Origin of the sequence: Pseudomonas tremae, from assembly GCF_023278125.1 — a bacterium.
GTDB classification, from domain to species: Bacteria; Pseudomonadota; Gammaproteobacteria; order Pseudomonadales; family Pseudomonadaceae; genus Aquipseudomonas; species Aquipseudomonas tremae.
On record NZ_CP066270.1, the window covers coordinates 1,127,899 to 1,147,998 of the forward strand.

The window sequence follows — 20,100 nt, forward strand, 5'->3', positions numbered from 1 at the left end:
TGTGGCATTGATTCGGAAACCGGTAAGTATAGACCTGACGGCAAGCGACAAGCCATAAGCGCCGGGCCACAACTGGCAGATCTGTCAGTAGGCGGCGAGTGGGCGAGGGAGCATTATCCGCTATTCAAACCTTTGATTGCCGGGCGCACACCGCCATGAACGAGACACCTGAAAGCAGCCGCATACTGTGTCGATATCGCTACGACGCGCTGGACCGGATAGCCGTAGTTGATCCCGGGGTGAAGGGCGCAGTGTCACGCTTTTATCAAAAGAACCGTCTGACCGTCGAGATACAGGGCGCGGTGCATCGTCGTGTATTTCACAGCCAAGGACACTTGCTGGCAGAGTATAAGACTGGCGGCACAAGCGCCCGTCTGGAACTGCTGGGCACCGACCTGCAAAGCACTGTGCTGCAAGCGGTGAGTTCGCAGGGGCAGCATTCGCTGGCCTATAGCCCTTATGGACATCGCTTGCAGAGCAGCCCCATGTCGGGCTTCAACGGAGAGCGCCCGGACCCTGTGACCGGGCATTACTTGCTGGGTAACGGCTATCGGGCTTTCAATCCGGTGCTGATGCGGTTCAATAGCCCGGACAGCCTGAGCCCATTCGGGCGGGGAGGCATGAATGCATATGGGTATTGTCAGGGCGATCCGGTGAACAGGAGTGATCCTGATGGGCACGCCGGGCTATTGGGCTTACCGGATTTGCCGCTCAGAAGCATACTCAAAAAACTGACGTCCAAAGATTTGGTCAACCTGTCTTTAACATCCAAGGCGATGGGGAGGCGAGTATCTGGGGCTGTGGACCGCTGGCCAATCGATGTGACTGATCCAAACGCACTGTTTGCAATTCATAATGTTTTGAAAAGCAAGATGGGCATTTCGACCGGCGTGTTCAAAAATGACGCATTCAAAGCAAAGTTCAAACGCGCAGCGGCCAACATCAAGCAAGGAATAAGCGAAGAAATCCAGAGTGTTGATCGTCGAACACAATCCATTCTTGATGACATGGCGAGAGTGACAGGTGCCAGCGAGCTGCAGGCTACGCGCGCTTTAGAGCGTGCCCAGCGCTTTCAGGCAGCTGCTCCTGAAAAACTGGCACAAATCACTCGGCAAATGGCCGAATATAAACAGTTGCGCAATGAATGGGGTGCACTCATCAATCATGAAGCAGGTGCGGGCCAGCGGATAGCCGAGATCCGCACCGCATTGAACTCTCCCTGATAGAATCTCTGCGCGCGTGTGTTCCGGATTCCTGACCACCCCTTTACTTCTGCTGCTGCGCCAACAGCCGCTCCAGCCTTGCCTCCAGCCGCCGCTTGATTTCGTTTTCGATGTGCGGGGCGAAGTCGTCGATCACATCCTGCATGATCAACTGCGCAGCGGCACGCAGCTCGTTATCCAGATGCAGCAACGCATCGGGATTGGGCAGCGCTTGAGGCTGGGGGGCAGGGGATGCCTGTTGAGCCTGCTGCACTTGCTCGACTTGCGCATCAGGCGCATCAAGCGTCAGGGTCGGAATATCGTCTTCGTCGAAGTCCTGTTGATGCGCGGTGTCGGAGCGGGCGCCGACCACGTCGAACAGCAGCGGGATCTGGCCTTCAGAGCGAGCGGGGTCGTTCGGCAGGGTGGAATGAGTGGAGTCTTCGCCGAGCAATTGACGGATCGATTCAAGGTCGTCCAGCAAATGCGCGGATTCAGCTTTTTTTGAAGTGTCCATCGTGTCCTCAAAGACGCTGCAGTCGGTGATCTTGCGGAGGATAGCCTCGTTCCCGGTAGGAACGGAAACTCTCGCGTGCGGCAAGGCGTATGGCCGGGTCTTCGACAACCACTTCGGCCACGCGGGCAAAGCGGTTGAAGAACGCCGGAATGTTCAGGTCCAGATTGATCAGCAGGTCCTGATGCGTGCCCGAGTCATCGCCCAGGCCCAGCACCACTGCGGCATCGTGATCGCTCTCGGCGTCGCCGTGGGGCAGGAACACTTCGCCCTTGAAACGCCAGAGCCGGGCATCAAGGTCGGTACGCTGCGCTGCATTGCTGCAATGCAGATAAACCTTGTGGCCCAGGCGCCAGGCCTTTTCCGTGAGCTTGCAGGCAAAGTCCAGGCGCGCTGCTGGATCGGCGCTGGGCAGAATGTAAAAGTCGACTTGGGTCATGTGCGGTCCGGAACCTGTGGCGTATCAGGGGGCAGCCCGATACGCCAGGGTTGCTTTACTTAAACGCCTGCGCGGTCGATCAGGTATTGAGTGAGCAGAGGAACCGGACGCCCGGTGGCGCCTTTTTCCTTGCCGCCGCTCAGCCACGCAGTGCCGGCGATGTCCAGGTGAGCCCAGTCATAAGCCTTGGTGAAGCGTGACAGGAAGCAGGCTGCGGTGATGGTGCCGCCTTTCGGGCCACCGATGTTGGCGATGTCGGCGAACGGGCTGTCCAGCTGTTCCTGATACTCGTCGAACAGCGGCAGTTGCCATGCACGGTCATCCGCGAGCTTGCCCGCGTCGAGCAACTGATTGATCAGCGCATCGTTATTGCCCAGCAGGCCGGAGGTATGGCCGCCCAATGCAACCACGCAGGCGCCGGTAAGGGTTGCGATATCGATCACCGCCTGTGGCTTGAAACGTTCGGCGTAGGTCAGTGCATCGCACAGCACCAGACGGCCTTCGGCGTCGGTGTTGAGGATTTCGACTGTCTGGCCGCTCATGGTGGTGACAATGTCGCCCGGTCGCGTGGCGGTGCCGCTTGGCATGTTCTCGGCGCAGGCCAGAATGCACACCAGGTTGATCGGCAGTTTCAGTTCGAGTACGGCGCGCAGGGTGCCGAACACACTGGCAGCGCCGCACATGTCGAACTTCATCTCGTCCATGCCGGCAGCGGGTTTGATGCTGATACCGCCCGTGTCGAAGGTGATGCCTTTGCCGACCAGCACGAAAGGCTGGTCGCCTTTCTTGCCGCCCTGATAGTTCATGACGATCAGGCGAGGTGGCTGGGCGCTGCCCTGGGCCACTGCGAGAAACGAGCCCATGCCCAGATCGGCAAGTTTCTTCTCGTCGTGGACTTCCACTTTCAGATTCTTGTGCGCCTTGCCCAGCGCCTTGGCTTCTTCGCCCAGATAGACCGGGTGGCAGATGTTCGGCGGCAGGTTGCCCAGGTCGCGGGTCAGCGCCATGCCGGTGGCAATCGCCTGAGCATGAGTGGCCGCGCGCTCGACATCAGCCACGCTGACCTTGTCAGTCAGCAAGGTGATTTTCTTGAACGGACGGGCTTCGGCTTTCTGGGTCTTGAAACGGTCGAAGACGTATTCGCCATCTGCCAGTGCTTCGACCAGCAAGCGAGCCTTGCCGTAGGTGTCGCGGTTTTTCACGGACAGGTCATCGAGAGCAATCGCAGCATCACTGCCGCCCAGGCCTTTAAGGCACGTCAGGACGCTGCCGACGACTTTCTTCAGTTGGCGGTCCGACAGGTCGCCGTCCTTGCCGGTGCCGATCAGCAGTACGCGTTCTGCCTTGATGTTAGGCAGCCCGGACAGCAACAGGCTCTGGCCGGATTTGCCCGCCAGATCGCCACGCTTCAGGACTGCGGAAATGGCGCCGCCGCTGAGGATGTCGACAGTCTTCGCTGTACCGGCCAGCACCCGGCTTTCACTGACGGTGACCACCAGCGTTGCGGTTTTCAAGGTTTCTGGGCTTACGCTTTTAACAACCAATTCCATGTGGGGTCCCCGAGTAGGCGATGAGAATCGCTGTATGAATGACGTACGCTGCACGGCCGATGTGTTTCAGAGGCGATGCCTGCGATAAGCCTTGCAGTTTGACCCCGCTGCATGACTGCTGACAACCCCGCAAAGCTGGCTGCTTTACGTGTATCTGCGAACTATCCCCGGTGCGCAGTGACAGAAACGTACATTCACAGGATAATGCCGCATATTTTTTGATGCCCACGCCTTTTGCCGGCGTGAATTTCTGGTTGCCGTGGCTCACAATTTTCCCTGTTTGGCTGCCTGAGCCTGACAACTCTGGAGTGTCTGGTTTGATTGTCTTCCGTTATCTGTCCCGAGAAGTGCTGCTTACCCTGAGCGCGATCAGCGCCGTATTGCTGGTGTTCATCATGAGCGGGCGCTTCATCAAGTACCTGGCGCAAGCCGCTTCCGGTGCGCTTGATCCGGGCGTGCTGTTCATGATCATGGGCTTTCGCCTGCCGGGCTTTCTGCAGGTGATCCTGCCGTTGGGCCTGTTCCTCGGAATCCTGATGGCCTACGGCCGCATGTACCTGGAAAGCGAAATGACCGTGCTGGCCGCAACCGGCATGAGCCAGCAGCGTCTGCTCGCCATGACCATGGGGCCGGCTGCGCTGGTCGGGCTGGTGGTCGCCTGGCTGAGTTTCAGCCTGGCACCGCAGGGCGCTACGCAGTTTTCGCTGCTGATCAATCAGCAGGACGCCATGACCGAGTTCGATACGCTGGTACCGGGCCGCTTCCAGGCGCTGCGTGACGGCACGCGTATCACCTACACCAAAGAATTGTCGGAAGACCGTTCGCAACTGGGCGGTGTGTTCATTTCCGAAAAGCGCATGTCCAGCGACAAGAGCAAGGACAACGGCATCACCGTGCTGGTCGCCGAGAAGGGCCACCAAGAGGTCCAGCCCAATGGCAGTCGTTTCCTGATCCTCGAAAACGGCTATCGCTACGACGGCAATCCGGGCGCTGCCGATTATCGCGTGGTCAAGTACGACACCTACGGCGCGGCGTTGCCCAAGCCTGAAATCAGTGAAGAAATCACCGACCGCGAAGCCATCCCGACCAGCGAACTGTTCGGCAGCAGCACGCCGCGTAACGTGGCCGAGTTGCAATGGCGCATTTCGTTGCCGCTGTCAGTGTTCATTGTGACGCTGATGGCGATTCCCCTGTCACGGGTCAATCCGCGTCAGGGCCGTTACCTCAAGCTGCTGCCGGCCATCCTTCTGTACATGTCTTATCTGGCCATTCTGATCTCGGTACGCAGCTCGCTCGAGAAGGGCAAGCTGCCGCTCAGCCTCGGCATGTGGTGGGTGCATGCCATTTACCTGTGCATTGGTCTGGTGCTGTTCTATTGGGAGCCTCTGCGTCTGAAGATGGCGAGTCGTCGTAGTGTCACGGAGGTGACTCGTGGTCAAGCTTGATCGGTACATCGGTAAAAGCGTATTTCTGGCGATTCTTGCGGTATTGGGGATCATTCTGGGACTGGTTTCGCTGTTCGCCTTCATCGACGAGATGGGCGATATCAATGACACCTACACGCTTGCGGATGCTCTCAGCTACGTCCTGATGACCGCACCACGGCGCGTCTATGACACGCTGCCGATGGCAGCCCTTATCGGCTGCCTGATCGGTCTGGGTTCTTTGGCCAGCAGCAGCGAACTGACCATCATGCGTGCCGCCGGTGTGTCCATCGGGCGTATTGTCTGGGCGGTCATGAAGCCGATGCTGTTCCTGATGGTTGCCGGCGTGCTGGTAGGCGAGTACGTAGCGCCCTACGCTGAAAACCAGGCTCAGGCAGCGCGTTCGCTGGCTCAGGGCTCGGGTGATGCGCAGAGCGCAAGGCATGGTCTGTGGCATCGTCAGGGTGACGAGTTCATTCACATCAATACCGTGCAGCCCAACGGGCTGATGCTGGGTGTGACGCGCTACCGCTTCGACGACCAGCGCCACATGCTGACCTCGAGCTTCGCCAAAGAGGCCCATTTCAAGACCGACTACTGGGAATTGAAGGACGTCAGCACTACGCATTTCAATGAAGGCAGCACACAAGTCATCAATACACCGGAAGAGCGCTGGGATGTGTCGCTCAGCCCGCAACTGCTGAGCACCGTGATCATGCCACCCGAGTCGCTGTCGATCAGCGGGCTCTGGAGCTACGCCCACTATCTGGCCGATCAGGGGCTGAGCAATGGCCGTTACTGGCTGGCGTTCTGGACCAAGGTCTTGCAGCCTGCCGTGACCGTGGCGCTGGTTCTGATGGCGATCTCTTTCATCTTCGGCCCGCTGCGTTCGGTCACCTTGGGGCAGCGGGTGTTCACCGGTGTTGTGGTCGGTTTCACTTTCCGCATCATTCAGGACCTGCTCGGCCCATCGAGTCTGTTGTTCGGCTTCCCGCCGTTGCTGGCGGTACTGCTGCCTGCCGCGGCGTGTGCGCTGGCCGGCTTGCTGTTGCTGCGTCGCGCCGGGTAACGTTCGGCAGGATTGAAAAAGCCGACATCAAGTCGGCTTTTTCATAGGCGCCTGTTACGTGCGTAGAGAACAGATTGCACCCATAAAAAAGCCCTTGGCAGCAATGCCAAGGGCTTTTGTGTGTAGCCGAAGCTGAGTAGGAGTCAGCCTTCAGCCTGTACTTCGTCAGCCTGCAGGCCTTTCTGACCCTGTACGGCAACGAAGGTCACTTTCTGGCCTTCTTTCAGGCTCTTGAAGCCGTTGCCCTGAATAGCGCGGAAGTGTACGAACAGATCCGGGCCGCTCTCAGGCGTGATGAAACCGAAACCTTTCTCGTCGTTGAACCACTTGACGGTACCGCTCTGACGTTCAGCCATTGTCTTATTTCCTTTGACGCTTTAATTAGTGACAGCCTTTCTCACGCGAGAAAGCACTGGGGCTGGTTGCAGGAAGTAAGAAACGTAGAGCGGGTTGTAGCAACCTAGAGCTACTGCCCAGGCCCAGATTCAGCGACCCATGCAAACACAGTCCGGAAACTCTACGCCAACTTCAGTTACAAAAACAAGTCCCTGATGTTTACCGCTCCGGGACCCTGTTTCCGGGGCTTTGGCGCGGTGAGCAGGCGCTCACTCATACAGTGCATTCAGAAAATCGATATAACTTTCTGCACTTTATAGGTGCGTTCTTCATCTATTTAATGTGCTGTTTCCGAGTGGCGGGAGTGCTGGAAACAGCGAAGTTGCTGACATTCACAGAGCTGTTTTTTTGACGCCTTTATTTAGCCGCGGAAGTAACGCTGCGCAACGAAAGGCATTTTGCTAACCCGCATGGGCACTTTCTTGCCGCGCACCATCGCCCAGACAGGTGTATCCAGCGCTGTGTAATCGCTGTGCAGGTAACCCATCGCCAACGGGCCGCCGAGACTTGGCCCGAAGCCACCGCTGCACACCGTACCGATAACCGAATCCTGCTCATCGACGATTTGCGTGCCTTCCCGGACTGGCGTGCGTTCCTGAGGCAGCAGGCCGACACGTTTTTTATCCACGCCGTTGGCTTGCTGGGCAAAAATCAGTTCGGCGCCCGGAAAACCGCCAGCGCGCGCGCCGTCGGCGCGTCGCACCTTCGATATTGCCCACAGCAGGCTGGCCTGAATCGGCGAGGTTTGCGCATCCATGTCATGACCATACAGGCACAGACCTGCTTCCAGGCGCAGGGAATCGCGCGCGCCCAGACCGATCGGTGCTACTTCCGGCTCTTTCAGCAGACACCGGGCGAGGGTTTCAGCGTGTTCCGCAGGGACCGAAATCTCGTAGCCGTCTTCGCCTGTGTAGCCCGAACGGCTGACGTAGCATTGCATGCCCAGCAGCTTGACACTGGCAAACTGCATGAACGTCATGCCCGCGACCTCGGGGGCCAGGCGTGCCAGAACGGTCACAGCGGCCGGACCCTGCAGCGCGAGCAGGGCACGCTCCTCGAACAGCGGCTCAATCTTGCAATGACCTGCCAGGTGCTTGCACAGGTGAGCAAGGTCCTGATCCTTGCAGGCGGCGTTGACCACCAGCATCAGTTGATCGTTGCCGAGATTGGCAACCATCAGATCATCGAGAATACCGCCGGTCTCGTTGGTAAACATAGCGTAGCGTTGCATGCCGACCGGCAAGTCGATGATGTCCACGGGCACCAGGGTTTCCAGCGATTTGGCGGCATCGGCGCCGCTCAGGCGGATCTGACCCATGTGCGATACATCGAACAGCCCGGCCTGAGCGCGAGTGTGCAGGTGTTCTTTCATCACGCCAGCGGGGTACTGAACCGGCATATCGTAGCCAGCGAAAGGCACCATTTTGGCGCCGAGTTCGAGGTGCAGGGCATGCAGAGGCGTGGTCAACAGGGTTTCAGTAGACATGTTCAATTCCTTGGTAGACGGGCCATGCCGCATTGCCCGCTTGCGCTTCTCAGGCCCATGAATCAGGCAGGAAGGGTTCGAGCGGGCAGCGGGGCGATCAAGCTTCCTGATAACTCTCGATGGACGGGCAGGCGCAGACCAGATTGCGGTCGCCAAACACGTTGTCGACACGCCCGACCGGAGGCCAGTACTTGTTCTCGATCAGCGAGTCGACCGGGTACACCGCCTGTTCACGGCTATAAGGATGGCTCCACTGACCGACGATTTCTGCGGCAGTATGTGGCGCGTTTTTCAACGGATTGTCGTCCTTGTCCAGCGAGCCGTTCTCGACCGCGCGGATTTCTTCACGGATCTTGATCATGGCGTCGCAGAAACGGTCCAGTTCTTCTCGGGACTCGCTCTCGGTCGGCTCGATCATCAATGTTCCGGCAACCGGGAACGACATGGTCGGAGCATGGAAACCGAAGTCGATCAGGCGTTTGGCCACGTCATCGACACTGATGCCGCTGCTGTCCTTGATCGGCCGCAGATCAAGGATGCATTCGTGCGCAACCAGGCCGTTGGTGCCGGTGTACAGCACCGGGTAGTGTTCTTCCAGGCGACGCGAGATGTAGTTGGCGTTGAGGATCGCCAGCTGCGAGGCACGCTTGAGGCCTTCGCCGCCCATCATGCGGATGTACATCCAGGTGATCGGCAGAATGCTGGCACTGCCGAACGGTGCCGCGCATACCGCGCCTTCCTTGCGCTCCATGCGTGCATGGCCGGGCATGAACGGTGCCAGGTGCGATTTCACGCCGATCGGGCCAACGCCCGGTCCGCCGCCGCCGTGGGGGATGCAAAAGGTTTTGTGCAGGTTGAGGTGCGACACATCGCCACCGAACTTGCCCGGTGCACACAGGCCGACCATCGCGTTCATGTTGGCGCCGTCGATGTAGACCTGGCCGCCGTTGTCGTGAACGATGCCGCAGATTTCGCGAATGCCCTCTTCGAATACGCCGTGGGTGGACGGGTAAGTGATCATCATGGCCGCAAGCTGTTCGCTGTGCTGAATTGCCTTGGCGCGCAGGTCTTCGATATCGACGTTGCCGCGTGCGTCGCAGGCGGTTACCACCACGCGCATGCCGGCCATGTTGGCGGTCGCCGGGTTGGTGCCGTGGGCCGACGACGGGATCAGGCAGATGTCGCGATGTTCATCGCCACGGCTCTGGTGGTAAGCGCGAATGGCCAGCAGGCCGGCATATTCACCCTGCGAACCGGCATTGGGTTGCAGCGAAATGGCGTCATAGCCGGTGGCTGCGCAGAGCATGGCTTCCAGCTCATCGGTCAGTTGTTGATAACCGGCGCTTTGCTCGGCAGGTGCGAACGGGTGCAGGTTGCCGAACTCGGCCCAGGTCACCGGAATCATTTCGCTTGCGGCGTTCAGCTTCATGGTGCATGAGCCCAGCGGGATCATGGTGCGGTCCAGCGCCAGGTCCTTGTCCGCCAGCTTGCGCAAGTAGCGCATCAGCTCGGTTTCGGAGTGATAGCGGTTGAACACCGGGTGGCTGAGGATTGCCGACTTGCGCAGCAGGGCTGCGGGCAGGCGCGACAGGCCGCTTTCAGCCAATACAGAGAAGTCAGGCAGTGTCTGGCCATCGCTGGCGAAGATCTCCCACAGCGCTTCGACAGCCGATTGCGAGGTAGTTTCGTCAAGCGACAGGCCCAGGTGCTGGTCGTCGATCTCGCGCAGGTTGATGTGTCGGGCGCGGGCGGCAGCGTGCAGGGTAGCGGTTTTGTTGCCGGTGTGCAGGGTCAGGCTGTCGAAGAAGAACGCCTGCTCGGCTTTGAAGCCCAGCTGGCTCAAGCCCTTAGCCAGGATCACAGTCAACTGATGAACCCGGTTGGCAATTTGTGTCAGGCCACGCGGGCCATGATAGACGGCGTACATGCTGGCGATGTTGGCAAGCAGCACTTGCGCGGTGCAGATGTTACTGGTGGCTTTCTCACGACGAATATGTTGCTCGCGAGTCTGCATGGCCAGGCGCAAAGCCTGTTTGCCATGACGGTCTACCGACACGCCGACCAGGCGGCCCGGCATGTCGCGTTTGAACGCATCGCGGGTCGAGAAATAGGCCGCATGCGGTCCTCCAAAGCCCAGTGGCACGCCAAAGCGCTGGGCGCTGCCGATGGCGACATCGGCACCGAATTCGCCCGGCGGGGTCAGCAAGGTCAGGGCCAGCAGGTCAGCGGCGACAGCCACCAGCGCGTGGGCAGCGTGGAAGCGCTCGGCCAGTTCGCGATAATCGAAAATGTCGCCATTGCTGGCCGGGTACTGCAGCAGCGCGCCGAAGTAATCGCTGACATCGCCCAGCTCGGTTTCATCCGCGACCACGACGGTAATCCCCAGCGGCTCGGCACGGGTGCGCAATACATCGAGGGTTTGCGGGTGGCAGTGGCTGGAAGCGAAGAACTGCTGGCTGCCCTTGTTCTTGCTCAGGCGTTTGCAGAAGGTCATTGCTTCGGCGGCGGCGGTGGCTTCGTCGAGCAGCGATGCGTTGGCAATCGGCAGGCCGGTGAGGTCGCTGATCAGCGTCTGGAAATTGAGCAGGGACTCCAGGCGACCCTGGGAAATTTCTGGCTGGTATGGCGTGTAAGCGGTGTACCAGGCCGGGTTTTCCAGCAGGTTGCGCAGAATAGGCGCAGGGGTGTGAGTGTTGTAGTAACCCTGGCCGATGTAGGTCTTGAACAGCTGATTCTTGCCGGCAATGGCTTTGATCGAGGCCAGCGCGTCAGCTTCGCTTTGCCCGGCTGGCAGGTTCAGAACGCTGGTGCCCTTAATGCTTTCCGGGATCACGCTGTCGCTCAAGGCTTCGATGGAGTCAAAACCCAGCGTCTGCAGCATGGCTTGCTCGTCTTCGGCGCGTGGGCCGATGTGACGGGCGATGAATTCGTTGGCAGTGCTCAGTTGAATACGGTCAGTCATGGCTCGCTCCTCAGGCTTCGGCGTTGGCTTTGATCAGGCGGTCGTAAGCGTCTTGATCCAGCAGGCCATGAATGGCGTTGGCATCTTGCGCAATGAAGCGAAAGAACCAGCCTGCACCGAGAGCATCTTCATTGACCAGCTCGGGCGTAGCATCAAGCGCGGAATTGACCTCGACGACTTCACCGTCCAGTGGCATGTTGATGCTGCTGGCGGCTTTCACCGATTCCACCACCGATACTTCGGCGTGTTGAGTGTAGGTCTGCAAATCCGGGAGCTGCACAAAAACCACGTCGCCCAGTGATTCCTGCGCATAGGGCGTGATCCCTACCGTGATACTGCCGTCTGCTTCGGCACGCAGCCATTCATGGTCAACGGTGAATCGCAACTCGCTCATACAAACTCCTCGAAGAACAGGGCCCGCGCAGAACGCGAGCAATATGAGTTAACGCTAGCAATTTCGCGGCCATATTTATTTTTTCTTTTTGAATCATGAGCTTGCGTATAAAGCCGGAAGCCTGAGCAGTCTGAGCTGTAGCGAAATCGCTACAGCTGGTTCGCTCTGGAAATGCTTGCACGATCAATGCCTTGAAACGAGGGGAGCTCAGGGTGTTGGAATGAAATCATTACGACGTAACGGTTTCGTTCCGGCGGCGAATGTGGCCGGCCAGCACGTCACCTGACGATTGACGATTGACGATGCCGTTAGCCGAACTGTGTTTCCGACCTGCTCAAAAATGCTTCGAGCTCTGCAAGTGGCAGTGGCTTGCTGATCAGGTAGCCCTGAATCTGGTCGCAGCGGTTTTCGCGCAGGAACGTCAGCTGCTCCGGCGTTTCAACCCCTTCGGCAATGACTTTCAATGCCAGGCTGTGCGCCAGTTCGATGATCGCTTTTGCAATCGCTGCGTCTTGTGGGTTGCTGGTGACTTCGCGAATGAAGGCGATATCGATTTTAAGCTTGTCGATGGGGAAGCGGCGCAGATAAGCCAGACTTGAATAGCCGGTACCGAAGTCATCAATGGAAATACTTACGCCGCTGGCCCTGAGCGTTTCCAGTGTGGCGATGGTATGTGAGGTGTTTTCCATCAGCGAGCTTTCCGTCAGCTCTACCTCCAGCCATTGCGGCTCGACCTGGTGCCTTGTCAGCGCCAGGCGTATGTCGGCGACCAGGCTGCTGTTGGATATCTGCTGACCAGACACGTTGACCGCCACTTGAAACAGCCCCAGCCCAGAGCGATGCCACTGGGCAATCTGTGCGCAGACGCGGTCGAGCACCCAGTTACCGACTTCAGCGATCAGGCCGAGGTTTTCCAGCACAGGAATGAATACGGCAGGTGAAACGCCGGGTAGCCCGTGACGCGGCCAGCGCAGCAATGCTTCCAGTCCGCAGATACGACCATCAGCCAGGTTGAGCTTGGGCTGATAGACAATCTCGAATGCCTCTTTTTCCACGGCATCCCGCAGCGCGGCTTCGAGGTCCAGGCGTGCCGACACTTCGGCGTTCATTTGGGCGGTGTAGAACCGATAGCTGTCGACGCCGAATTTTTTCGCGCTGTTCATTGCCGTGTAGGCGTGGCGGATCAGTTCACGGGCGTCTTCGCCATCCTCCGGATAAAGGGCGATACCGATGCTAGCGGTCATGACTATGCTCTGGTCTTCGACCTTGATGGGCACGCGCAAGGCCTTGCGGATGCGTTCAAGTGTCTGTCGGGTATCGGTCTGGCCATCACGGATCATCAGAATGAGGGCAAATTCGTCGCCGTCGACGCGTCCCAGGGTATCGCTGGCATTCAAACAATCCGACAGACGATGGCTGACTTCCAGCAACACCTGATCGCCCAGAACGTGGCCCCAGGTTTCGTTGATGGTCTTGAAACCGTCCAGATTGACTGTCAGTGCCGCAAGCTTCCAGCGGCTGATGGCGGCCTGAGTAAGACCCATCTGCAGGCTGGTGAAAAACAGATCCCGATTCGGCAGCCCGGTTAGCGTGTCGTAATGGGCCATGGTCAGCAGGCGTTGATCGCTTTCCTTGCGCCGGGTGATGTCGCGCACGATGCCGACAATGACCCAGTCTTCACCGGTGCGATAGGCCTGGCGGTGGATCTCCACCTCGACATCCCGCCCGCTTTTGTCACGGATCTGCGTTTCGAGCGGTTCGCTGGGGCCTTTGCCGGCAATGATCTGGTCGTACACCTCTTCCAGGTTTTCCATGGACGTTTCGCCCAGCTCGGCAGGGGTCTTGTGCGACAGTTCTTCAGCGGAGTAGCCCAACAGCTGGCATGCCCTGCGGTTGAATTCGATCAGGCTCATGGTGTTGCGATTGATCAGGAAAATAGCATCGTCAGACGCGTCCATTACTGTGCGGAAGCGCTCCAGGTCGATGGTGCGCTGCTGCAATTGATCTTCAAGGATCAGGCTGTGGCTTTTCAGGTAGTCGCCAAACGCCTTGAGGCGCAGCAGGTTACGCACGCGCAGCCACAGTTCGGCGCTTTCCACCGGTTTGTTCAGGTACTCCTCGGCACCTGCTTCCAGGCCTGACAGACGAGCACTTTGCTCATCGAGCGCCGAGAGCATGATGATCGGGATGTTGGCCGTGCCTTTCCTGGCCTTGAGCTGGCTGGCGACCTCGTAGCCATCCATGCCTGGCATCATGATGTCGAGCAGGATCAGGTCGGGCGCTCGCTCGTCGATCATGGCCAGCGCCTGCTCACCTGACTCCGCCGTCAGCGTCTCGTAGTGCTGATTGCGCAGCAGAACCTCAAGCAGGTCACGGACGTGAACGTCATCATCGACTATCAGGATGGTTGCTGCGGGTAGGGTCATGACGAGTGCTCAGGTGATTGGCCGTGAGGGTGGATTTTCAAGCAAGGCGTCGATGACCCGGTAAAGCTCCTGATAACGCAGGGGCTTGATGATGTAGGCATTACAGCCAGCCCGCCGGATTTTTTCTTCGTCTTCCTTCATGGCCATTGCGGTCAGGGCAATAACCGGGATTGCCGCAGTTGCAACATCTTGCTTGAGCAGAAAAGTCGCGCTCAGGCCATCCATTTCAGGCAACTGGATGTCCATCAGAATAAGGTCCGGCTGACGCTCGCGGGCCAGCTTGAGGCCTGTTTCTGCGTCCGTCGCGCACATCACGCCATGACCAGCGCTGTTGAGCAGCAATTCGGCCAGGCGCATGTTGGCAGCGTTGTCCTCGATAATCAGGATCTGGGCCATTGAGCTTCCTCGCTGGCAGGAGGGCGAATCGGCAGCCAGACCACAAAACGCGTACCGAGATCCTTGACGCTGGCGACCGCGACGCAGCCGCCGTGTAGTTCGGTCAGTTGTTTGACCATCGCCAGGCCAAGCCCGGTCCCCTCGAATTTGCGCGCCAGGCCGCTGTCAATCTGGCTGAAAGCCTTGAACAGCTTGTTCATATCGCTTTGGGCGATGCCGATTCCAGTGTCGCTGACACTCAATTCCAGAAAATGCTCGTTGTCACTGCTCGGCAGCTCGAAGCCGTATGTTGGCCAGTCACCTTCCAGAACACCTGCCTGCGAGCGTGGCACCTGACGCACCGCAAGGATCACCCAGCCGCCGGGCTGGCTGAACTTCACGGCGTTGGCCAGCAGGTTGTAAACGATCTGCTTGGTCTTGCGCCGGTCCAGCTCGAGCAGTCCGAAGTCTGCGTCGGTCTCGAGCTTCAATTGAATGCGTTGCAGCGCGGCCTGTTCGCGAACGATCAGCAGGCTGTTGCTCAGCAATTCGTCCAGATCGACGGGCTCCAGCTCCAGCGTCATCATGCCGGCTTCGACCTTGGACAAGTCGAGAATGTCGTTGATCAGTGACAGCAGGTGCTGGCCACTGTTGAAGATGTCACCAATGTAACGTCGCTGATCGTCGGTCATGTCGCCGACCATGCCGTCCTTGAGTGCCTCTGAAAAGCCGATGACAGCGTTCAGCGGCGTGCGCAACTCATGGGACATGGTGGCCAGGAACTCGGACTTCATATGGCTGGCGTGTTCCAGCTCGATATTCTTTTCTTCCAGCGTGCGCTCGAAACGCTTGCGCTCGGTCACATCGCGGGCGGCGGCGAACACGCCCTTGAGCTTGCGGTCACGGTCGTGAAAGGTCGCCGCGTTGTAAGACACGACAGTTTCGGTGCCATCGTAGGCGCGTACGGTGAGTTCGTAATCACTGACCTTGTGTTCGCTGAGCACGCGCTTGATCGCAGCGTCGGCGCTTGCCGGGTCAGTGAAAAAGTTCTTGCAGGGCGCGCCGATCAGTTCATCCCGGGTTCGCCCGGTCAGCGCCATCATCTGCTTGTTGACGTCGGAAATGATGCCCTGCGGGTCGGTCATCATCAGTGCATCGATGTTCGATTCGATCAGCGAGCGGGTGTAGAACTGCTGGTCGCGTAACCGCTGATCCAGCAACGCCTGGGTTTCTTCTTCCTGTTTGCGTGCAGTGTTGTCGGTGCCGATCAGCAGGTAGCCAATGATGGTTTCTGCACTGTCGCGCAACGATGTCACCGACACCATGGCCGACAGACGGCTGCCGTCCTTGCGGATGTAAGTCAGCTCATAGATGTCTTCAATGCCGCGCGAAGCCTTGAACACCAGCGCTTCAAAGCCCGGTGTGATAGGGGTGTTCAGTTCATGACTAAGCGCAGCTGCGCGAATGATCAGCTCGGCAGGGTCGGAGATGTCGGCCGGGGTGATCTTGTCGACCACATCTTCCGAGTGATAACCGAGCATGCGTTCGGCGCCGACATTGAATATCTGAATGACCCCGTGTTCATCGGTCGCGATACTGGAAAAATAGGCGCTGTTGAAAATGGCGTCCTGGAGGGCACTCGTCTTGATGAGTGTTTTCTGCCGGCGAGACTCCACGATTTTTTCGGCACGAGACTGAGGCTCGGCGGTTGAGTAGTCGAGCGGCGGGTTTTCCATTAGTTCTTTCCCGTAACTACATGACCCCCGTTTTCCAAAACGGCCGCAAGAACATCTACGGACATCCATTCAAATGGATGATAAGAGGTTTATGGACCATACCAGAACGCTATCGGCAGATTTGATAATTAAATGAATCTATTCGGAAGTATTTTTCCGTCGAGCATCAATCGACTATGACTTGCCGGATATTCCATACTTTCGAAGCCGGTGAGCGATGGCCGTGTGTGAGGTGTGCAGGCGGGCTGCCAGTTGGCGGGTCGAAGGGTAGTCGGCGTAGAGTTTTTCCAGCAGATCCTTTTCAAATGTTTCGACAGCGTTTTCCAGGCTGTCGATCGGGCTGTCGTTCTGGCGAGCCACGGCGGTGCCTGCGATGTCCAGGTCGCCTATATCCACTTGAGTGTGTTCACAGATCGCGGCAGCACGAAAGATGACGTTCTGCAGTTGACGCACATTGCCTGGCCAGCGGTTGCCCAGCAGGGCAGGGTAGGTGCTGTGCGCCAGGCGGCACATCGGACGCTGAATCTGGGCGCAGGCCTGCTCCATGAAGTAGCGGGCCAGCAACAAAATGTCCTGGCCGCGTTCGCGTAGCGGCGGGACCTCGAGATTGAGGACATTGAGACGGTAGAACAGGTCTTCACGAAAGGTGCCTTCGCTAACCATTTTCTCCAGATCGCGGTGGGTGGCGCTGAGGATGCGCACATTGACCCTCACCTCTCGATCCCCGCCGACGCGCCGAAAGCTGCCATCGTTGAGAAAGCGCAGCAGTTTGGCCTGCAGATAAGGCGACATTTCGCCGATCTCATCGAGAAACACTGTGCCTTGGTTAGCCAGTTCCATCAGCCCCGGCTTGCCGCCGCGCTGCGCCCCGGTAAAGGCGCCGGGGGCATAGCCGAACAATTCGCTTTCTGCGAGGTTTTCCGGCAACGCCGCACAGTTCAGCGCCAGAAACGGTTCGCCGTGGCGGGCGCTGCTGGCGTGGCAGGCGCGGGCGACCAGCTCTTTGCCAGTGCCGGTCTCGCCCTGAATCAGCAACGGTGCGTCCAGCGCTGCCACCCGTTGTGCCCTGGCTTTAAGGGTCCGTATAGCGGTCGAGTCGCCCAGCAACGCGTCGAAACCTTCGGCGTGATCATGGTGCAACGCCGACAGGCGTTCGCCGATGCGACTGGGCAGGTACAGGGTAATCAGCGCGCCTGCTTCGGTGATTGGTGTGGCGTCCAGCAGCAGCGCTTCGCCGTTGAGCGTGATCTCGCGCAATGGCAGACGAAAGCCGTTTTCCAGCAAGGCCGTTTGCAGGCCAGGGTCGGCAAACAGCTCGGCGATGGGTTCGCCCGCAGGTTCTCGACCAATAAGGGCAATAAGCGCGGGATTGGCCAGCAGTACATGCCCGGCGCTGTCGAGCGCCAGCACCGGGTCGGTCATCGCCGCGAGCAGCGCGTCCAGTTGCAGGTGTCGGCGCTGCCCGGGGAGGATGTCCACTACCGTGATCGCTTCCACGCCGCGCACCCTAAACAGCGCGTCCTTGAGCTCTTCGAGCATCTGGTGGCTGAGGGTCGGCGCATCGATGTAGACATTCGGCGGTACCATTTCCACTGCATCCAGGTTCAGATTGCGCCCACCCAGAATGGCCAGTACTTCCTGGGTGATGCCGACGCGGTCGATGAAACTGACGTGGATGCGCATGGGACAATGACGATTTGCAGAGGGGAGGGCGGCAAGTATGCCTTGTGGCGGCAGGTTTGGTGAAATCCGCTGGTGTTCTAGCGGACGTCTATCGTTCCTGGCGCTCCAGCGCGAAATTGCCTTTCGTGACGTTATGCGTCATGGATTTACGCGATGCTACTCATTCAGGATCGGACGCATAGCGTCCAGAAGGGTATGCCCACGCGGAGCATGGGCAAGAGGGTGTTTTCCGGGCCGCATTCTCCAGCGTCGGCTTATTCCAGATGCTCCGGCTTTACCGGATCGCCTGACTTGACGTTAAGCTTGTCGCGGATGTCCGCGAACATCCGGTCGTAGTCCTTGTGCTGGGCGATGGGCAGAGAGGCAGAGTTGGGCAGGCCGTGCCTGATGGCGATGCGGCTCGCGTCATGGGCGAAATTGAACGCCAGGTCGCGGGTCAGCTGGAATTGCTCTTCGAAAGGCTTGCCATTGATCTGGCCCTGCATGCTGAAATGCATGCTGGTGCCTTGTTTCGGGTCTTCATTTACTTCATAGCGCAAGTGGATGTCATAGCTGATATCCGAAGGCTGAAGCGCGACGTGGCTGAGGTGTAGATGACCTGGCTCGTACATGGACGTGCTCCATCAAACGATGAGTGTGCTCACTCAGACACTAGCTGTGTCTGCGCGGTTCAGCCTGATGCGCGGCGGTCTTGCGACTGCCCGCGCCTTGCTCGTCAATCTGCTTTTTTGGCGGGTTCCGGTCTGGACCATATCCATAGGTTACCCAACGCCATGCCGGTCAGAGCCAGGTAGAGCCACCAGGCGTGACCGATCAGGCTCAACATCACCACGGCGCACACCAGCATACTGATGGTGGCGCTGATCTTGGCCTTGCGGGCGACCAGTCGGCCATTACGCCAGTTGTACAGGATCGGCCCGAACACACGATGGTTTTCCAGCCAGGCGTTCAGTCGCGGCGAGCTGCGTGTGGCTGCCCAGGCCGCCAGCAGAATGAACTCTGTGGTCGGCAGGCCAGGAACGAAGATCGCAACGATACCTATGCCAAGAGCGGTATAGGCGAGGATGCCATATAAAAGGCGTGAAAGTCGGGAGCCGGGTGGTTTGTACGTCATGGTCTCTACAGGCAGGTTCGGAAAGCCCGGCCAGCTTAACAGCACCGGGCGCTTTTTCATGCCTGTGGCCGTTTCGGAGTCGATGCGTTTGCATGAGCGTTCTGTAGAAGCACGTTGGTCAAGTGGCGGTTGGCGTTGCGTCACACTTTTCGGGAGCGGACGCAGAGCGTCCAGAGCTGCGTGCCCAAGCTGGAGCGTGGGCACGATGGTCATCGTGCCCAGACACTTATCGTTCATCACACTCCAGCGCGGGAATACCTTTCGTGACGCCCCGCGTCAGCTTTGCGCGCTTGTTACTGCGCGTTATGCAGAGCCAGGCAGTTATCCAGCATGCGGTTGGAGAAAGCCCATTCGTTGTCATACCACGACAGCACTTTGAGCAACTTGCCGCTCACTTTGGTGTGATTGGCATCGAAGATCGACGACAGAGGGTTGTGGTTGAAGTCATGCGAAACCAGCGGCAGGGTGTTGTAGCCCAACACTTTGGAATGCTGGCTGGCTTCTTTCATCAATGCGTTGACTTCATCGGCAGTGGTTTCGCGTTTCAGGGTCACGGTCAGGTCGACCAGCGAAACGTTGATCACCGGAACGCGCACCGCCATGCCGGTCAACTTGCCAGCCAGTTCAGGCAGCACCAGGCCTACCGCTTCGGCAGCGCCGGTCTTGCTCGGGATCATGGACTGCGTAGCCGAGCGGGCGCGGTACGGATCGGTGTGATAGACGTCGATCAGGTTCTGGTCGTTGGTGTAGGCATGAATGGTGGTCATCAGGCCGTTTTCGATCCCCAGTTCGCGGTGCAGCACCTGCGCGACCGGCGCCAGGCAGTTGGTGGTGCAGGATGCGCTGGAGATGATCTGGTGCGACTGGCGCAGCGTGTCGTGGTTGACACCATAGACGATGGTGGCATCGGCACCGCTGGCCGGGGCGGAGATAATCACCTTGCGGGCGCCGGCGGTCAGGTGTGCAGCAGCCTTGTCACGGCTGGTGAACAGCCCGGTACATTCGAATACCACATCGATGTCCTGAGCTTTCCAGGGCAGCTCGGCCGGATTGCGAATGGCACTGACCGAAATACGGTCGCCATTGACGGTCAAGCTGTCCTTGTCGCACTCGACCGTGCCGCTGAACGGGCCGTGTACGGTGTCGAAACGCAACAGGTGTGCGTTCATTTCGCTGTCGCCAAGATCGTTGATGGCGACGACCTGCAGGTCCTGGCGGTAGCCTTGGGTATACAGTGCGCGTAGGACGTTGCGGCCGATGCGGCCAAAACCGTTGATTGCGATACGAAGAGTCATACAGCCGTCCTTCTGAATTTGTTGTTGGAATTACA

At 58.7% G+C, this 20,100-nt stretch carries 17 protein-coding genes; 3 read left to right on the plus strand and 14 right to left on the minus strand.

The genetic code is table 11. The features are described from left to right. Window positions 1–155 precede the first annotated feature (155 nt). Complete coding sequence (locus I9H09_RS05205; protein ID WP_122324589.1) at window positions 156–1,223, plus strand: RHS repeat-associated core domain-containing protein; 1,068 nt, start codon at window positions 156–158, stop codon at window positions 1,221–1,223. Window positions 1,224–1,266: 43 nt separating this feature from the next. Here I9H09_RS05205 and I9H09_RS05210 read toward each other — a convergent pair whose 3' ends face one another. From I9H09_RS05210 to I9H09_RS05220, 3 genes are read right to left on the minus strand one after another with little or no spacing between them, the layout of a single operon-like run. Continuing rightward, window positions 1,267–1,719, minus strand: a complete 453-nt coding sequence (locus I9H09_RS05210; protein ID WP_005891380.1) for a hypothetical protein — start codon at window positions 1,717–1,719, stop codon at window positions 1,267–1,269. 7 nt (window positions 1,720–1,726) lie between these two features. Next, window positions 1,727–2,155, minus strand: a complete 429-nt coding sequence (locus tag I9H09_RS05215) for a DNA polymerase III subunit chi (RefSeq protein ID WP_005891381.1) — start codon at window positions 2,153–2,155, stop codon at window positions 1,727–1,729. A 59-nt stretch (window positions 2,156–2,214) separates the two neighbouring features. After that, a complete protein-coding gene (locus tag I9H09_RS05220) occupies window positions 2,215–3,705 on the minus strand; it encodes a leucyl aminopeptidase (RefSeq protein ID WP_005891382.1) in 1,491 nt (496 codons plus the stop codon). 317 nt (window positions 3,706–4,022) lie between these two features. On the opposite strand from I9H09_RS05220, the gene lptF reads away from it, so the two are divergent. Then, complete coding sequence (gene lptF, locus I9H09_RS05225; protein WP_005891384.1) at window positions 4,023–5,150, plus strand: LPS export ABC transporter permease LptF; 1,128 nt, start codon at window positions 4,023–4,025, stop codon at window positions 5,148–5,150. Continuing rightward, entirely contained in the window at window positions 5,137–6,198 is a 1,062-nt protein-coding gene (gene lptG / locus I9H09_RS05230; RefSeq protein ID WP_024671328.1) for an LPS export ABC transporter permease LptG, read from the plus strand. The genes lptF and lptG overlap by 14 nt, the downstream gene beginning before the upstream one ends. Before the next feature lie 143 nt (window positions 6,199–6,341). Here lptG and I9H09_RS05235 read toward each other — a convergent pair whose 3' ends face one another. From I9H09_RS05235 to gap, 11 genes are all read right to left on the minus strand, one after another. Next, entirely contained in the window at window positions 6,342–6,554 is a 213-nt protein-coding gene (locus I9H09_RS05235) for a cold-shock protein (RefSeq protein WP_005891387.1), read from the minus strand. A gap of 401 nt (window positions 6,555–6,955) precedes the next feature. Then, window positions 6,956–8,080: a glycine cleavage system aminomethyltransferase GcvT gene (gene gcvT, locus I9H09_RS05240; RefSeq protein ID WP_122347557.1), complete on the minus strand. Its 1,125-nt coding sequence runs from the start codon at window positions 8,078–8,080 to the stop codon at window positions 6,956–6,958. Window positions 8,081–8,177: 97 nt separating this feature from the next. Next, window positions 8,178–11,042 (minus strand): aminomethyl-transferring glycine dehydrogenase, encoded by a 2,865-nt coding sequence (gene gcvP, locus I9H09_RS05245; protein ID WP_236502210.1) that lies wholly within the window; start codon window positions 11,040–11,042, stop codon window positions 8,178–8,180. A gap of 10 nt (window positions 11,043–11,052) precedes the next feature. Continuing rightward, window positions 11,053–11,436 carry a glycine cleavage system protein GcvH gene (gcvH, locus tag I9H09_RS05250; protein WP_024671326.1) on the minus strand — a complete coding sequence of 128 codons (384 nt, stop codon included), beginning with the start codon at window positions 11,434–11,436 and terminating at the stop codon, window positions 11,053–11,055. A gap of 308 nt (window positions 11,437–11,744) precedes the next feature. Then, on the minus strand, window positions 11,745–13,862 hold the full coding sequence (locus I9H09_RS05255; RefSeq protein ID WP_024691771.1) for a putative bifunctional diguanylate cyclase/phosphodiesterase: 2,118 nt from the start codon (window positions 13,860–13,862) through the stop codon (window positions 11,745–11,747). A gap of 9 nt (window positions 13,863–13,871) precedes the next feature. Next, complete coding sequence (locus I9H09_RS05260; protein WP_005891398.1) at window positions 13,872–14,258, minus strand: response regulator; 387 nt, start codon at window positions 14,256–14,258, stop codon at window positions 13,872–13,874. Beyond that, the gene (locus I9H09_RS05265) at window positions 14,243–15,973 is read right to left on the minus strand and encodes a PAS domain-containing sensor histidine kinase (RefSeq protein ID WP_005891401.1); all 1,731 of its coding nucleotides are present in this window, start codon (window positions 15,971–15,973) and stop codon (window positions 14,243–14,245) included. The genes I9H09_RS05260 and I9H09_RS05265 overlap by 16 nt, the downstream gene beginning before the upstream one ends. A 174-nt stretch (window positions 15,974–16,147) precedes the next feature. Then, window positions 16,148–17,656 carry a sigma-54-dependent transcriptional regulator gene (locus I9H09_RS05270; RefSeq protein ID WP_024671323.1) on the minus strand — a complete coding sequence of 503 codons (1,509 nt, stop codon included), beginning with the start codon at window positions 17,654–17,656 and terminating at the stop codon, window positions 16,148–16,150. A 254-nt stretch (window positions 17,657–17,910) separates the two neighbouring features. Further along, window positions 17,911–18,267 carry a DUF5064 family protein gene (locus tag I9H09_RS05275; protein WP_005891403.1) on the minus strand — a complete coding sequence of 119 codons (357 nt, stop codon included), beginning with the start codon at window positions 18,265–18,267 and terminating at the stop codon, window positions 17,911–17,913. A 104-nt stretch (window positions 18,268–18,371) separates the two neighbouring features. Beyond that, a complete protein-coding gene (locus I9H09_RS05280) occupies window positions 18,372–18,830 on the minus strand; it encodes a YbaN family protein (RefSeq protein WP_024691770.1) in 459 nt (152 codons plus the stop codon). 233 nt (window positions 18,831–19,063) lie between these two features. Continuing rightward, complete coding sequence (gap, locus tag I9H09_RS05285) at window positions 19,064–20,065, minus strand: type I glyceraldehyde-3-phosphate dehydrogenase (protein ID WP_005891405.1); 1,002 nt, start codon at window positions 20,063–20,065, stop codon at window positions 19,064–19,066. Between the last annotated feature and the right edge of the window lie 35 nt (window positions 20,066–20,100).

Excerpts from the sequence above, each read along its gene's own strand:
- I9H09_RS05205 (WP_122324589.1), top strand. The coding sequence starts at position 156 with ATGAACGAGACACCTGAAAGCAGCCGCATACTGTGTCGATATCGCTAC.
- I9H09_RS05210 (WP_005891380.1), bottom strand. The coding sequence starts at position 1,719 with ATGGACACTTCAAAAAAAGCTGAATCCGCGCATTTGCTGGACGACCTT.
- I9H09_RS05215 (WP_005891381.1), bottom strand. The coding sequence starts at position 2,155 with ATGACCCAAGTCGACTTTTACATTCTGCCCAGCGCCGATCCAGCAGCG.
- I9H09_RS05220 (WP_005891382.1), bottom strand. The coding sequence starts at position 3,705 with ATGGAATTGGTTGTTAAAAGCGTAAGCCCAGAAACCTTGAAAACCGCA.
- I9H09_RS05235 (WP_005891387.1), bottom strand. The coding sequence starts at position 6,554 with ATGGCTGAACGTCAGAGCGGTACCGTCAAGTGGTTCAACGACGAGAAA.
- gcvT (WP_122347557.1), bottom strand. The coding sequence starts at position 8,080 with ATGTCTACTGAAACCCTGTTGACCACGCCTCTGCATGCCCTGCACCTC.
- gcvP (WP_236502210.1), bottom strand. The coding sequence starts at position 11,042 with ATGACTGACCGTATTCAACTGAGCACTGCCAACGAATTCATCGCCCGT.
- gcvH (WP_024671326.1), bottom strand. The coding sequence starts at position 11,436 with ATGAGCGAGTTGCGATTCACCGTTGACCATGAATGGCTGCGTGCCGAA.
- I9H09_RS05255 (WP_024691771.1), bottom strand. The coding sequence starts at position 13,862 with ATGACCCTACCCGCAGCAACCATCCTGATAGTCGATGATGACGTTCAC.
- I9H09_RS05260 (WP_005891398.1), bottom strand. The coding sequence starts at position 14,258 with ATGGCCCAGATCCTGATTATCGAGGACAACGCTGCCAACATGCGCCTG.
- I9H09_RS05265 (WP_005891401.1), bottom strand. The coding sequence starts at position 15,973 with ATGGAAAACCCGCCGCTCGACTACTCAACCGCCGAGCCTCAGTCTCGT.
- I9H09_RS05270 (WP_024671323.1), bottom strand. The coding sequence starts at position 17,656 with ATGCGCATCCACGTCAGTTTCATCGACCGCGTCGGCATCACCCAGGAA.
- I9H09_RS05275 (WP_005891403.1), bottom strand. The coding sequence starts at position 18,267 with ATGTACGAGCCAGGTCATCTACACCTCAGCCACGTCGCGCTTCAGCCT.
- I9H09_RS05280 (WP_024691770.1), bottom strand. The coding sequence starts at position 18,830 with ATGAAAAAGCGCCCGGTGCTGTTAAGCTGGCCGGGCTTTCCGAACCTG.
- gap (WP_005891405.1), bottom strand. The coding sequence starts at position 20,065 with ATGACTCTTCGTATCGCAATCAACGGTTTTGGCCGCATCGGCCGCAAC.